This window comes from Halorubrum rarum (genome assembly GCF_048380895.1).
Taxonomy (GTDB): Archaea; Halobacteriota; Halobacteria; order Halobacteriales; family Haloferacaceae; genus Halorubrum.
Genome location: NZ_JBLWMN010000009.1, coordinates 32,453 through 46,786, shown reverse-complemented (window position 1 = coordinate 46,786; position 14,334 = coordinate 32,453). Strand labels below are relative to the sequence as shown.

11 protein-coding genes and 1 pseudogene are annotated in these 14,334 nt (G+C 54.6%); 3 read left to right on the top strand and 9 right to left on the bottom strand.

Annotation, left to right across the window (positions count from 1 at the left end):
* The 4 genes from ACNSN7_RS08880 to ACNSN7_RS08865 form a co-directional block, all read right to left on the bottom strand.
* Nucleotides 1-1,485 carry an RAD55 family ATPase gene (locus tag ACNSN7_RS08880; protein ID WP_418281923.1) on the bottom strand — a complete coding sequence of 495 codons (1,485 nt, stop codon included), beginning with the start codon at nucleotides 1,483-1,485 and terminating at the stop codon, nucleotides 1-3.
* Between the two features lie 152 nt (nucleotides 1,486-1,637).
* On the bottom strand, nucleotides 1,638-2,087 hold the full coding sequence (locus ACNSN7_RS08875; protein WP_418281922.1) for a universal stress protein: 450 nt from the start codon (nucleotides 2,085-2,087) through the stop codon (nucleotides 1,638-1,640).
* Between the two features lie 136 nt (nucleotides 2,088-2,223).
* Complete coding sequence (locus ACNSN7_RS08870) at nucleotides 2,224-2,556, bottom strand: HalOD1 output domain-containing protein (RefSeq protein WP_418281921.1); 333 nt, start codon at nucleotides 2,554-2,556, stop codon at nucleotides 2,224-2,226.
* A 352-nt stretch (nucleotides 2,557-2,908) separates the two neighbouring features.
* Nucleotides 2,909-3,880 carry a trypsin-like peptidase domain-containing protein gene (locus tag ACNSN7_RS08865; RefSeq protein ID WP_418281920.1) on the bottom strand — a complete coding sequence of 324 codons (972 nt, stop codon included), beginning with the start codon at nucleotides 3,878-3,880 and terminating at the stop codon, nucleotides 2,909-2,911.
* A gap of 317 nt (nucleotides 3,881-4,197) precedes the next feature.
* Here ACNSN7_RS08865 and ACNSN7_RS08860 point away from each other — a divergent pair, with 317 nt between their 5' ends.
* The gene (locus tag ACNSN7_RS08860) at nucleotides 4,198-5,394 is read left to right on the top strand and encodes a GAF domain-containing sensor histidine kinase (RefSeq protein ID WP_418281919.1); all 1,197 of its coding nucleotides are present in this window, start codon (nucleotides 4,198-4,200) and stop codon (nucleotides 5,392-5,394) included.
* 102 nt (nucleotides 5,395-5,496) lie between these two features.
* On the opposite strand, the gene ACNSN7_RS08855 is transcribed toward ACNSN7_RS08860, so the two are convergent.
* Together ACNSN7_RS08855 and ACNSN7_RS08850 are read right to left on the bottom strand one after the other, a co-directional pair.
* On the bottom strand, nucleotides 5,497-6,288 hold the full coding sequence (locus ACNSN7_RS08855) for a hypothetical protein (RefSeq protein WP_418281918.1): 792 nt from the start codon (nucleotides 6,286-6,288) through the stop codon (nucleotides 5,497-5,499).
* Between the two features lie 112 nt (nucleotides 6,289-6,400).
* Nucleotides 6,401-10,462, bottom strand: coding sequence for a hypothetical protein (locus ACNSN7_RS08850; RefSeq protein ID WP_418281917.1), 4,062 nt, complete (start codon nucleotides 10,460-10,462; stop codon nucleotides 6,401-6,403).
* 431 nt (nucleotides 10,463-10,893) lie between these two features.
* On the opposite strand from ACNSN7_RS08850, the gene ACNSN7_RS08845 reads away from it, so the two are divergent.
* Both ACNSN7_RS08845 and ACNSN7_RS08840 read left to right on the top strand, forming a co-directional pair.
* Nucleotides 10,894-11,592, top strand: coding sequence for a hypothetical protein (locus tag ACNSN7_RS08845; RefSeq protein WP_418281916.1), 699 nt, complete (start codon nucleotides 10,894-10,896; stop codon nucleotides 11,590-11,592).
* A gap of 481 nt (nucleotides 11,593-12,073) precedes the next feature.
* Nucleotides 12,074-12,748: a ribonuclease H-like domain-containing protein gene (locus ACNSN7_RS08840; protein WP_418281915.1), complete on the top strand. Its 675-nt coding sequence runs from the start codon at nucleotides 12,074-12,076 to the stop codon at nucleotides 12,746-12,748.
* A gap of 434 nt (nucleotides 12,749-13,182) precedes the next feature.
* Here the strand turns inward: ACNSN7_RS08840 and ACNSN7_RS08835 are convergent.
* The 3 genes and pseudogenes from ACNSN7_RS08835 to ACNSN7_RS08825 form a co-directional block, all read right to left on the bottom strand.
* Nucleotides 13,183-13,317: pseudogene (locus ACNSN7_RS08835) on the bottom strand (IS5/IS1182 family transposase); the annotation flags it as partial.
* A gap of 27 nt (nucleotides 13,318-13,344) precedes the next feature.
* A complete protein-coding gene (locus ACNSN7_RS08830) occupies nucleotides 13,345-13,605 on the bottom strand; it encodes a hypothetical protein (RefSeq protein ID WP_418281914.1) in 261 nt (86 codons plus the stop codon).
* A 366-nt stretch (nucleotides 13,606-13,971) separates the two neighbouring features.
* Entirely contained in the window at nucleotides 13,972-14,214 is a 243-nt protein-coding gene (locus tag ACNSN7_RS08825; RefSeq protein WP_418281913.1) for a HalOD1 output domain-containing protein, read from the bottom strand.
* Nucleotides 14,215-14,334 lie beyond the last annotated feature (120 nt).

The window sequence follows — 14,334 nt, the reverse complement described above, 5'->3', positions numbered from 1 at the left end:
TTACTGTTTTAGCCTGACGTAGGGGCTCTCGTCAAGGTATTCCACCAGAGCGACATCTCCCAACTCGCCGACTTGTCCTTTTTGGAGACGGAGATATTGCAGTCCTGTTTCATCCAGCCAGGTCTCCACACCCATCGTGGCGGCATCCGTGTAAAACTCCGCCATCCGCTCTTCCATCACATTGGGATTATGAACATCCAACAGTACATCCTGGTCAGTGAGGAACTGTGATGGCATCCAGTAGCGGAACCGTCGAGTTGCATCTCTTCCAATCGCGTGAACTGTTGCTTCAGTGTTCAACAACAAGAATAACCCCTCGCCGTCGCCCTTATTTCGAATCTCTTTCATCAAATACTGGAGGCCAGCATCTTCGAGTCGAGGATTAAAGACATTCTCGTGCGAGCCCCAACCACCCAGTGCATCAATAACAAAAAATCGGTTCGCATCCATCAATTCGGTCCCATCGGTGAAATCTATCTCTGCCCGCTGGATCAACTCATCAACACGCTCCGGTGACGTGCTGACACGAGGAATCATCACGAGACTCATATCATTTCGAAGTGCGTTCGCCGCCGCCGCAAACAGGAGATCCTGTACGTTGGCTTCTCCGTCGTGTTCAAACAGGGAAGCGTTGCCTTTCGGCAGACCGCCTCCGAGTAGTTCGTCTAACGTGTATAGACTGGTCGAGAGCCATTCCGTGCTCAGTTGTTCCGGTGGGAGCGCGCGTCGACGCGGAGCAATCTCGATCCCGTCATCTGAAAACATTATTTCATGGGGGCGAGTATCGTGGTCAACCCCACGCATTTTCATCACGTCGATAAATCGACGAAGGCTACCCTTTTTTTCTTCCCGCCAGAGACGCAACACACCGTGAACGTTGTACTGAACGGTGTTTTCAACCGAGATTGTCTCGATGTCTTGGTCACGAGGCGAGGTTCCGATGTACTCGGAGGTGAATAGCGTGGTCGCACCAAACTCGGTCGTGAACTGTTGGATCAGATCCAGCACACCACGCCGAAATTCCTCGCGGGTTTCAGCCATCGGTTCCAGGCCCGTCACACTATCGAGGACGATCCTATCTGCGGGTTTGTACCCTTCAAGCACTTGTTGAATGCGCTCGCTGCTGAACTCAGCTGAATACCCGAATCCGATGACGTCGCCTTCGTCAAATCGCTCGATGACCAATTCGTCATCCTCACTCTCGATGGTGCGGCCATTTCGAGCATGCAGTGAGGTGATAGTCAAGTTATCGTGGTCGAGATCGAACGCAAACGAATCAAATGCGTCTCGAAGTTCATCAACCGTCTGTTCGGTACTAATAAACAGACAGTCGTCACCCTCGTCAAGCCCTGCCTGGAGGAACTGCATCGCCAGCGTACTCTTACCAGTTCCGGGTGTTCCAGTGACGAGCACAGCACGACCCTCTGGGTACCCACCGTTCAACATCTCATTGAGAGGTTGAGATCCCGTTGTTGATGCAGGCATGTCCCAAGCTATGTAACCTATTAACAAAAGATGGAGGGTGAGATTTCGTGTCAAAACATACGGTTTACCTGACTATCTCAATACGTATTTAGTGAGATAATCGTTCAATAGTCAGTCACATACATCAGTATGATACATTTATGAAGTGGATACTAGTCGGCTTGGACAGCAGGTGCCCTAGCTGCGGCATCAACCTCCATTATTTCGATCTTGTCGGTGAGGTTCTCGCGCAGATATGTGGCAATCGCGGGGTCGTTTCCGGCTAGGCGACGCAGGAGATTACGCCACCGGGGATGCTGAGACGATCCAACCACGACGAATTCCGCACCGATTTGAGTAGCTTCCTCAAGAATTACCTCCTCAACAAGAAAACCACGACGCGTGGTCACCGATGCCTCGACACCATCAAGTGTAGACGAAATTGATTGTGTGAGCTCCTCTGTTTGAGTAGCATCCCCCGTCTGGTAGAGATTAACATGGAGTACCCGGAGATCTGCTGGGGCGTTATCGTGTGCGAGACGACCTGCGGTTGCGAGCGTTCTGGCGCTTTCGTCCCTGAGCGGATATCGTATCGGAACGAGAATCGTCGTTAGCTCGGACATAATTAACGAACTGTACCATACGCGCCAAGTAAAATCCATGGGTCAAATCGGATTGACAATTAGGATATGATTACTCCAGACTATCATAGAGTGATTGTCACCCACCGTAGAGACGCCGTGAGAACGTGAGTACAACCTATTCGAGATTTTGTGATGTGTTCGTTGTATGCGCAACGGCAATCTTGTTCCCTTCCATCCATACGGTGTATTCATCAATGGAGAAGGTAACCGATATCTCGTCCACATCTTCGTGAGTGAACAGTCGATTAAGCGCATCCGGGTCAAGGTAGTCATACAGTGTTATGCCCGCAACTTCTGACAAGGTGGCAGGATCAGTGTCTTTTACGGACGCGATGGCTTCGATAACAGCGGCACTCGGGGACGTTACTACCGGATCGTATTCAGTCTTGATGAGTGTATCCTCTCCACAGACCCCAATGTCGTCAGAGTTGGGCACTTCATCATTCATTGGTATTAGATACCATTTCCCAGTCGATTAAAATGTTACTGTCATTATGTGAGTGAATGGTCGTATTCTAAACAGAGCGATTCGACGGTACAAAACTTGGAACGAGGCTCATCCAGTTCCGCGTCCCATATTCAGCAAGCAGCCCCGGCCAAAACTGAATAAATTGGCTTTGTTGAATCCGTCAATTTCGCTGGACTTCTTGTGCTGAACCCGCATGGCGAATGTGCCACGATCAGGAACCCAATCTTCGATGGGAGTGATTTCTCAGTACTGTCGAGAGTGGTTTCAGATGCGCACCTAGCACGTTAATGGAGAGACCTTTTGACTGTCGTATGGACGCTACTTTCAGCATTCATATCAGCGTGTCAGCTGCAGTATGGATCCGATGCATGTACGAATGCATCCCGTTCATTGCCTCCTCGAAGGCAGGAAGAATTCTTTCCTCTCCTGGCTGCGGATTCTCACCAGGCTCTCGACTCGGTCTTCGGACGTACTGCCCTCCCCAGGTCATCCCAATGACGTCGCCATCGACGTCGAGGACTGGAGAGCCGCTGACACCCGGTTGTCCTGGAATGTTCGACGCAAAAAACGGTTCCCGGTGAGTTATGAAGGGACCCACAGAGGGCGTCCAGAAGTCGAGACTGTACGGATGGCCGAGCTGGAGCAATGGTTCGTCTGTTGATAACTCGCTGGAGACGCCGTGGGACATTTGTCTCCCTCGGGTGACTGTCTCGGAGACGCTGAGGAATCCGATATCCTCTCGGGTTTCGAAAATCTCATCACGGCCATAGGTGTGTCCCAGTAACGTACCATCTGATCGGTCGCCATTACGATCCCAGACCGTGTATTGCGTGATCGATTCACTCTCGGGAAGTCGTTGGGGCGCTACCACGTGGGCGTTCGACGCGATCACTCCCTCGTCGTATACCCAGCCAGTACCCACATGCCAAATTCCGTCGTCGGTAATCGCATCGATCACGACAACTGAATCGGTCCACGTGTCAGCGAGCCCCTGAAGCTGGGACATGGTTTCTTCGCTGAATCCCCAGAGATTCGGCGTCTCGACCCGGGGCTGATTGGTGGCTAGCTGATCTTCGAGTTCGGCCGTCCGTTCGGTGAGAGCTGCGTTCCGCTGGGTGAGAACTTCGTTCTCAGCACGAACCGCAGCTAATTCCGCCTCCAACTGCTCGATTTTCGCTTGATCATCCTCCCCAGCCGTCAGGCCACTACATCCGGCGAGTGCAGTTCCTACAGCGACGCCTATACCGCCTAGAAGCGCCCGGCGAGAGCTGTGATCTGCGGCCTCCTCGCTCGACTCTTCCATGGTATATCTCGCGTAATTAGTTGTATATGCTAATTTGTTTTGTTGTACGATTCATCGACATCTCATTCGTGACCTGCTTTTTCTACCGTAATTGACGCAGGTAGTAGTTCAATTCAATGACTGATAAGGTATCAAACAATAAGAATATCTGTGATCCAGACCCTCGGTACAAGATACATGCGTTGTGTTCAGAATGCCTGCTGAGACCTATCACAATTTGAGGAGTGAAACCAGGCCACAATAGTTGTTCTCTGGGGTTCCTGAACCCCGCCTTATTTGTCATTTGGCACCCAAATAGTTCCAACGAGACAATCTTGATGAAGCACTCCAACGCTTCAAACTCGCTTTCTGGTGAAGCGGCGCGAAACGAACTTTATGCCCTTTTGCATCGAAGTCTTCCCCGCAAACAAGCCATAGAAAGGGTCGTCCAAATCGGAGCAAATTATCTCAACCTAGACCATGGGCACATCACCAGTATCGATGAAGCCGAAAATCAGTGGGAAGTCATTGGCTCAACGGACTCACCCGACGGCCCGTATCCCGATGGTCTCACCGCGAAATTGAGTGATTCGTACTGCCGCCGTACATTCCAACAATCCTCACCGCTTGCATTACATGACGCTGGTAACCAAGGCTGGGAGGATGACCACGCGTACCAACTACACCAGCTCGATACCTATCTCGGAATACGCATCAACGCGTTTGGTGAGCCTTACGGGACGATTTGTTTCGTTGAATCAGAAGCGCGGGAGGACCCATTTTCCGAGGTAGAACAAATCTTCATCGAGTTGGCCGGTCAGATCCTTCAGAAAGTGCTTGAAGAAACCCACCATGAAAAGGACCTTGCGAACCGGGATCGCTTGATTTCGGTTCTTAATCGCGTGCTTCGCCACAACCTCCGGAACGACTTGAATGTCGTCCATGGTAACGCACAGTTGCTAATCGAGCAGACATCTGGAGACGAGGCTAAATTAGCCTCAAATATCGAATCGAAAACCACCGGACTGATCTCTCTCGCCGAAAAGGCACGAAAACTGGAGAATCTCACACGATCTGTCCCTGTGGCACGGCCGATGGACATTGTCCCAATTGTGAGCCAGACGGTGAGTGATGTTTGTGATGATCATCCCACAGTTAACTGTTCGCTCGATACTCCAGAGCAGGCGATTTCGTTTGCCGCCCCACAACTAGCAGATGCACTCTCGGAATTGCTTGAGAATGCGGCCAAACACGCGGGGAAAGAACCGGCGATAGATGTGGCGGTCCATCGAAATTCTGATCAAATTACGGTGCAGATCGAGGATGACGGTCCTGGCCTACCGCCAGATGAACGCAGAATACTCTCTGGCGAGAGTGAACAGCCGTTAAGCCACGGGAGTGGGCTCGGACTCGCCCTTGTCTACTGGATACTCACCAACCTTGACGCCGAGATTGATGTGGCAACAGCCTCTTCCGGAACAACTGTTGAAGTACATCTTCAACGGGCAGAATCAATCCCATCACCAGGGAATTAGATCAGTGGGATACTGCCTTGACCAACGAGTACCCGCTGACTTGACTCTCTGTCTCGGTCACTCCGTCCTATTAACTAGTGAGGAACTCAACAGATCCACCGGTTAGAAATCCGTGAGCGACGACTGTCCGGGTCGTGCACACCCGGATTTCCTGTCCGACCTCGCGTCTTCCTCGCTCGTGGCGTTCACGAGCTTTCCCTGGGCCTCGACTATCGACGCTGTCTGGTCGGTTCCGTTCGCGGACTCGCGTCGACGGGACGCAAGCCACTCGTCACGAAACAATGCATCCATCCATGGATCAAACTGAGTACTGGGCCTCGGTGTCGGCACCCATGGTGGGTCACCGATCGCCGGGGAAGAGAGCGCGTCCGTAAACAAGCCCTCGTCCATGGATGGGTGCGAGAATACGAGCGCATCTGGTTTGTCGGGAAGCAACCACCACAGCCGAGACTGCACGTCCAACAACTCGCCACGATCAACCGGCAGGTAAGTCCCAGGGTACTCGCTCGGGTCAGTGTTCTCTACACCGACGCCGACTAGATGCACGTCTAAGTCGTACTCGTCGCAGATACGTGGCAGGTCGGACGCGGCGACCGAATCCGGTGATGCGAACACTTCGACGATATATAGGTCCGCTTCCGGGCGCGCAGCGAACGCCTGAGCCGTTTCTCGCGGGACGTTTGTGTATCCCTCTATCGTTGAGTACACGTCCTTGTCACGCTTCGTACGGTACACAGCCTGGTTCGTTGCTTTCGTAGTTTTTCTCGCTGGACGGTACCGTTCTCGTTCGACAAGCTCAACTAACCCCCTTCTCCTCAGGCAGTCAAGCGTGCTGCGGGTGAGAGGTGTGTCCTGTAACATCCACTCACTGGCGTCAGGGAGTGGGAGCCCCATGACTCGATGCACGTTCGATTTCAACCAATTCGTCTGACTGCGCGTCAATTCTCGTCACCTCCTGGATAACGGGGGCGTGCATTCTCTCTACCAAATGCTCGGTTCAGAACAGTCACGCTGATTCACCCCAGTTCACTTCCCAGGTCCCACTCGATTCGGTATCCTCGCTACCACAGGATGAGTCCGGTGGCGGGGGAGCAAACCGGCTGGACAGGGTCGGAGTCAATTCGTCCGGTTCCGGTGACTCGTACTCAGCGTCTTGTGGGACCGCGTCCACGTCTCTAACAACGAGCGCCCACATCGACCCATCCATCTCACAATCCTGTGACAGCGAAGGTACGAGTTCTGTGAGGTGCGTGGTCGTGCGACCGGTGATTGCGCGGTACAGGTCAGCGCCGTACGCGCCTTCACCTTTCCGGCAGTCCACGACCTCCTGGTCACGGAGCTTCTTGAGTGTTTTCAGCACGTGCCGCTTCGTTGAGTTGATCTTGTCAGCAATCTCCTTCGCGGTGAGCCACTCGTCCGTTTTCAACGACCGGATGATTTCGGCTTGTTTCACCGTTGCGACCCACTTCACACCGCCGACCTGCACGTCAGCGAAACCGGTCGGGGACGCGTCCGTCCGGACGTACACGACGGCGCGGTCGTCCGAGTCGTCAGCGTTCCGCGCGTACCGCCCGGCAGCCTGCGCAACCTCGTTCTCCCGCACGGACGCCAAGATTGTGTCGGCGATGTCAGCATCCGGGCCAGTGAATCCACGGCCGTGAGCGCGGCGCTCGTTCTCGTCCTCGTCCGTCACGGTCTCCGGCTCAGCATCGCACCCGTACTCGGCGAGCACGGTCAGTACGAATTCATCGCCCGGGTCCATACACCCATTCACGAACCCGACGTCCTCGTGCCCGAAGTCGTTCCGCGACCGGACTTCACCGTAGTGCATCGTTTCCGGGACAGTGACGCCGTTCTCTTCAAGAAGCGACGCTAATTCGGACTCGACTTGCGCGGTCGTGATCCCGGTGTTCAATCCCTCATCGACGAGTTCACCGAGGAGCACGTCGAGTTTCTCCTCACCGAACCATTCCTGCGCGTTCGGCCCGGACAGCGGCCGCGTCGCGTCATCGACCTGCACGGCGAACAGCCCGCGTTCGAACAGTCGCCAGAACCGGCGTTCGTCAGTGTCGAGTATCTCCTCTCGTTCGATGTATTCGACGCTGTTGAGTTGCCACAGCGGCATCGAGGGATGCGCGTCCAGCCCGATAACGCTCCGTGCACTGGTCAGGTCCGGTGTCTGTCGAATCGTTTTCACGCGGTTGTCGTCGTCGATCACCAGGGATACGCGGACTCGTGCGTCCTCGTCGTCCATCCGCGGTAGCGTGTGTACTGTCGTTCCGTGACGCAGGTCGTTCCGATCCATTTCGCCGTCGAATGCGTCGAGAATGCACTCAATCACGGCGCGGGCTAACACATGCGCGTCGGGATTCTCGACATACCAGTCGAGAGGCGGGGAGTGCTCCTCAACGGCATCCCGGAGTTCTGCGTACTGATCGATGAGAGTCCCGTACAGTTCGCCGAATTTGTCGTCGCCACGGGAGCGTGCGAGTGTGATGAGCGTCTCCCACGTCTTGACCGGGGCGTCGATTGCCTGCAAGTACGCCGTCACGGCGTTCTGCAGTCGATCCATTGAAATCCCGCCGTCACGACCACCTTCCTCCACGCGAAGTGCATAGTCTGGGAGCTCGTCGATCACGACGTTCGTGTCTTTCGTCATACTCGGGACGAACAGCATTGGGTGCGTCGCGTGTACCACATCGTACCGCACGTGTTTTTCCTCGTCTTGGAATCCGTCAACGCCGCCGCATCCGCCTGGACCGGAGTTCTCACCGGGGTTGTACCACGGGACGTCGCTCCACTGCGTTTTCGACGGGCATTCCTGGTCACCCGGGCAGCACGGGAGTTCTTTGTCCTGGTCGTTGCCTTCAGCGAGGATCGTGTGCGCGACGCTGAGAGGGACGCCTTTCCCGTCGCACTGCCGATCCATCCACTCCGACGCCGGTTCGGCATTCATCGTGATTTCATCGTCGAAATCACCAGCCGCGACCGGACACGCTTCTTTCCGACCGAGAACCGCTTTCGCGTTAACTCCGTTCGCCCGTGAGCTTGCGAGCGCTTCGTCGCGGGCGTCACGCGTGGCGTGGACGTGCACAACCGGCGCGCCGCCTGTCACGTCCCGGTGACGGAGCCACGGGAACGTAGCGACGGTGTAACTCTTCCCGAGCGCTGTCGGAGCGTCAATCACCTTGTGGTTCTGCCGTGCAACCGTGTTGACGACTGCATCCTCTAACCGTTTCCGCGCTTCTCGCGTCGACGGCCAGTCGAACCCGCGTTTCCGGGCGAACCGCCGCGCTTCGTCCCACGACAGTGCCTGTATCCGGGCAAGCGGGACGGTCGAGACGCGTTCTCCGCCGACCGAGTGGCCGTGTTCGATGCCGTACTCTTCTTCAATAACGTCGAGCGTCGTTTCGTATGCGTTCCGGGGGAGCTTCCACCCGTCGATAATGTCGTCAGTGCTGCACACGCCGTGCTTGACCGCGACGTGCCGTAGCGCGGCGGACGGGCACTTATCGTCCGAAAAAATGTATCCTGATTCCTTCGCATGCCGCCACGCTACCCACACCTCGTCGTCAGTGAGTGACCCTCCGGGACGGTCTGCCCTCCGAGCACCTGCTTCACAGAGAATGTACGTGAGAGGGTTGTACACTTCCCCGTACTTGAAGTCTTTTGCGAGCGGTGTCCCTGTTTTGTGATGCTCAAAGACCGCAAAGTAGTCTATGGACCCATTTTCACGGCTGGTATGATGCCCTAAAGGATTCTTCCCTCGGAACCCTATGTTCAAACCAAGATCCGGTAAATCGAGCTCCCACAGTGCGGATGCGGTCGTCGATGAATCGATAGTATTCGCCGTTCGTTCGTTATTGATGTGTTCCGCAGCTTCATCCTCCGTTGGCTTCACCGGTTCGAACGCTGGATGTTGTGACGGTGGTTTCGCGCTGCGAATCACCGCGGTCAAGTCGCCGTCCCACCGGTATAGGTAGTTGTCAAGATCGACTTTGTTCAGCCCGGGGCGCGGGATTTCACCGACACGCGCGTCAATCCCGTCCGCGACGAGTCGAGACGCGGTTTTCACCGCACCCTTCACACCCGGGCCGAATTGATCGACGTGCAGTTTCTCGTCGTCACCGTCAGCCGTTTCAACGACGCTCGACGTCGGTCGCTCTGAGTCTTGGACGATGAACGCCTGCGTGACTCCGTGCTCGGTGAGTACGTCCGCTAACTGGTTCATGTCGGCGTTGCTGAATTGCGTCGTGACCGGGCTGATGCACGCGTACCCGTGCTGGTGCGCAGTGATTGCGTCGGCAATCCCTTCCGTAATCAGCACTGGTTCACCTGGTTCGATGGTGTCTAATCCGTAAATCGGTTCTTCAACGACGACATCGTCGCGCGACGTCGGGATTTTGTGGTACTTCGACGCGGTGTCGTCCTCACCATACCGACCGGCCCAGTCGCTTGGGTGCGGCGGCACCTCGGAGCGGCTAATCGCAAACACGAGGTTCCCCTCCTTGTCTGGGTACGGGAACACGAATCGACCGCTCCAAATCGCGGACAACGGGCCGTTCTCCCACTCAGCGAGCAACCCGGTCGCTTTGATCGTTTCCCAGTCATATTTACTCAGTAAACTCGCCAGTATTCCCCCTTCGTGATTCGGCGGTGCGTAACCGAGTCGCTTCGAATTGATTGTTTCGTCGGTCCACCCGCGAGCGTTGAAGTACTCGCGCGGCGTTTCGTACCCGCTCTCGTCGTGATCAATCGGTTTGTCTACTTGCTTGTGGTACCATTCGAGGATGTCGTTGATGCACTGACGAGCGTCCGCTTCCGAGACGTCCGGGGTCGAGTCTTCGTCTTTCTCACCGGGGTCATTGTCGCGGCCGGGGACCTGTAACCGCGGGAACATTCCGGTGTCGTCTTCAACGAGTTCACCAGCTTCAACCGCTTGATCAATTGCGTCACTGGCTTCGTTCGCGGTGAGACCGTAGAACTCGGTGACTTGCTCTACTGCTTCGCCGTGGGTTTTCCCGTGGACGGCGTTCCAGTTCGTAACCGGATGGTCGTCACTCAACATTCAGACTACCCAATACCAATCGAGAGCGTCGTAATTCAAAGTTCACAAACGACCACGTATTAGAGTCTACCAGAGGATCGTTCGTGACTTCGGCTGGTGCTGTAGCCGGGCGTATCTGCCCGTGCCAACGGTTGTAACCTTTCCTTTTTGAGGGTCGCGTTCTTATTTTCATGTGTCGGGAGTCGGGTAGCTTACTAGGGCCGCCTTCCCGACCTTTCCTCAGACAAGATCCCAGTATGACCTATGAGTCCGAGAGTCAGTCGGAAGTGCTTACCCCACCCTATCAGCCAGATACTTATAAATCCTCGGATGAATTTCATACAAGGATAGTGGCTTATTCATACGGGCGACTGACTCATTCATTTGGCACACTCACGAAGAACACGGAAGTATAAAACCAACCACGTTGAACATCCAGACAGCTACCGTCTATGCCGGAACGATCAACACTCACCGTCCCAACCGACCTGAAAATCCTTTCATTGCTAAGCAACGGTCGAAGACAAACACCGGCCAACGTCGCCGCGCACCTTGACCGCGACCGCGCATACATGAGCAACCGCCTACGGTTCCTCACCGAACTCGGGTACCTGCACGACGCTCCGCCCGCCAAGAAATCCGGCATGTACGAAATCACTACTCGGGGGATCGTCGCCGCATGGCACGGCGACCAGTACGTTCGCGGGCATCACGACACCTTCCATTCTTTGACTCTCGAAAACTGGAAGAATCAACCTGACAATAAGTTCCTTCCCGACCTCGTATGGGTAGGTGACGAGGAAAATTACGGGTTTGTAGCTCTTACCGAGCAAGACACCGTAATCCCATCCGAACTCGATGATGACCCGAAAGCCCTCCCGTATGATTTTGAAGAGCAAGGCTTCAGACCCGAGTACACCGGGGAAATATTGTACCGCATGTTCTGGCACGGATTTGCTGACCGAGTCGGTGGACTTGACGCGTACAGGATCACTAATCGTGGCGAACTCGTTCACGACCTCGTCACTGAACAAAACGTGACCGGTCCTGTCGAACTCACGGAACGCGTACGTGAAACCTACTCAGACGAGGAAAATGAGCGTCTCAACCAGTTCAACCGTGCGTACGGAATCACCAAGATAGACTCTTAACCGTCCCAGACTGTGCAATGTGCCGCAGTACGCCCTTGTCACCGCCGTACTCCGACACGTCTACGTCGGTGAGCGCAGTCTCCGTGACCCGAGGCATGTGCCGCCGAATCGCGTTGTCTGACACCCCAACCAGGTCACCAATCGTAGTCTGATGCACCCTATTCTCTCCCGACACGGAGAGTGACGCACAGTACAGTGCGCTCGCAGCTATCGCCGAGCGGCGGTAATGCGCCGGATCGACAACCGTGAGGATTTCCCGAGCGAACTCCCACGCTCGCTCATCAATCCCTGCAGCAACCGAGTCTGCCCTGAGAGGGAGGTGATTAACAGGGTCAAGTTGTTCACGTCGTTTCCGGAGCGTTGCTGTGCTCATGTGCGCCATGTTTACTTTAGTCGTTAACGTACTTAAGTTCCTGCCTTTCACTTTCAGGGTAATTCCCGGAAGTATACAAATGATGGTCAAATACTTTAGTAAACAACTATGAGTCAACAAAAGGAGAATCACACGGTTCACTCCTCACTCGCCCCTGACAGTGAATTCACCGGTGCGGTCGCAGTTGACATCGAATGCATCAACCTGGTCCCTCCTCCGGACCTCGCTTTCACTGACCCCTCCCACTGGACTGTGTTCGCCATCCCAATCGGGTACCGCGACTCGGAAGGCACCATTGAAACAAATGTGCTCTTCCGAAGCGGCACGTCGCTTTGCGACGAACGAAAGTTAATTGACCGAATGCTTGAATGGGTAAGAGACCGACGCCCTGCCGAATTACTGACGTTCAACGGGACAGTATACGATGAACCGATTCTCAGATACCGTGCGCGCGTCTCGACTCGTGAGTGCCGTGGGCATTACAACACGAACGACAACCTGGAGCTCGTTCTCGACCAGCTCACGCATGTAGATCTTTTCCCGATTATCAAAGCACAAGCTGGAGGGAACGTCCCGTTAGAGAGCGCTCTCGCGTACCACGAAATTCCGGACGAACCGACATACTTGAACGGGGAAGAAATCACTGGAGAGTCCATGCCAGATCTTGGACTTAAAATCATCTCGGGGACTGCGTCAAACGACGAGTTGCGAGCTGTCCGCGAGTACGCTGAGACAGATGTTGAACCGCTCTTCGCGCTTGCTGACGCTGTTCTCGACAAGTAACGAGTAACACTGTTTTCATGAGCGTCTGTAGGTTGTCAGCCGACAGTGACAAGTTACGTCGACAAGGACTCATGCACTATGCCGCATAAGCCGAACGAGGCGGATAAAGCGATCTTGGACTTGCTTCTCGACGGCCGTGACCGGAATGCACCGTGGGGAAGGCAGCTGCCAAAAAACATAGCGCGAGAACTAGACTATTCACGTCAGTACGTCCAGAATAGGCTTCAAATCTTGTCTGCAGGTGGGTTTGTCGAAAACATCGGCGGAGGACTCTATGAAATCCAACCGGCAGGGGTTACGCGTGATCCGGATATGGACGGGGATGATTATCCATCGGTCTAACTTTTTCGAGCGTATACTATACGGATTCGGAGAATCTCCCTAATAGGGTGCGGAGTAGTTAAACAAATAATGCGTTGTTGAGACGCTTGAATTCATCTGTTTGAGGCGTCGGGTGCTAGTTCAACGTTTCTGACGGTGCAATTCGATGCAAGTTCGCGGAACTGCCCATGCCATACTCTCGCTCGGACAAATTCACCGTATTTACGTCGGAATGCGAAAAATGGGCTCCGTTTAAACGACAGATACTGTCAAGTTCACGCTGGGTACTGCGCATTCTCGTCGACGAGGATACCAGCGGCATCGACCACTTCAACTTCTTCGAGTCTGTAAACTGTGTCTCCCCGCTCGACGATCCACTTACCTTGGTGTTTCCGTACCCACGCCGCCTGACCTTTGACTTTCGATTCGACGAAGTTCTGGGCACGGTTCAGATCAGCGAAGAACCATTCTCCACGAGCCGTGGGGGACCGTTTTCGAACGCGGTAGATCCGAGTTCCGCCCGGGTCCGTGATCATACTCGTCGATAGCGGGAGGACAGATGTGAATGCTTGCAAAACTGGTGAGACCGCAGGATTAGTCGATGTGATCGTGGCACTCACGGTGAACGATCTATCTGATGGTCCTATTGTATTCACGTCCGAACTCGCGCGGTGAGACGATACCATGGTCCGCTCGCTGCGGATTGTCTTTGATTTTCTTCCGCTGAAATCCTGTCGTGGCGGGACGGTTCCGTTATGATCACATCTAAGCCACTTCGAATTTTCAACATCGAACTCGATCGACGATGTGGCACTAGTCTTAGCGAATAGCAACTGGGAATGCACCAACGCCGCTACGAAGTCATATTGGATTTCCGGGAATTGAAAAGGACAGACACTTGGTTACTTTGATTCCTCGTGCGAGCGATGGACGGTGACGCACCAGTCACCCGGGGCGCGGACTTCAACTGTCACCGTGTGTTCGACGTAAACGAACCGTAGGCGTGCGGAGTCGCAGTCACCTATCGCCTCGACGGCAGCCGGATCGATTGTGTCGTGCAGCGGCGGGAGGTCGTTGACATCCCAGCCGGCCGTTTTAGCAACGCGCTGTACAATTTCACGGACGAGTCTACTGTCGTCGGTCATGCTATCTTGGTGATCGTGACGGCGTATGTTGCGCCGCATTCGTCGCAAATCATTGAATTATTCGACTCTGTGCCCTCGTCATCATAGTGGTCAATCCGAGCGCCGCATTTAGTGCAGGTA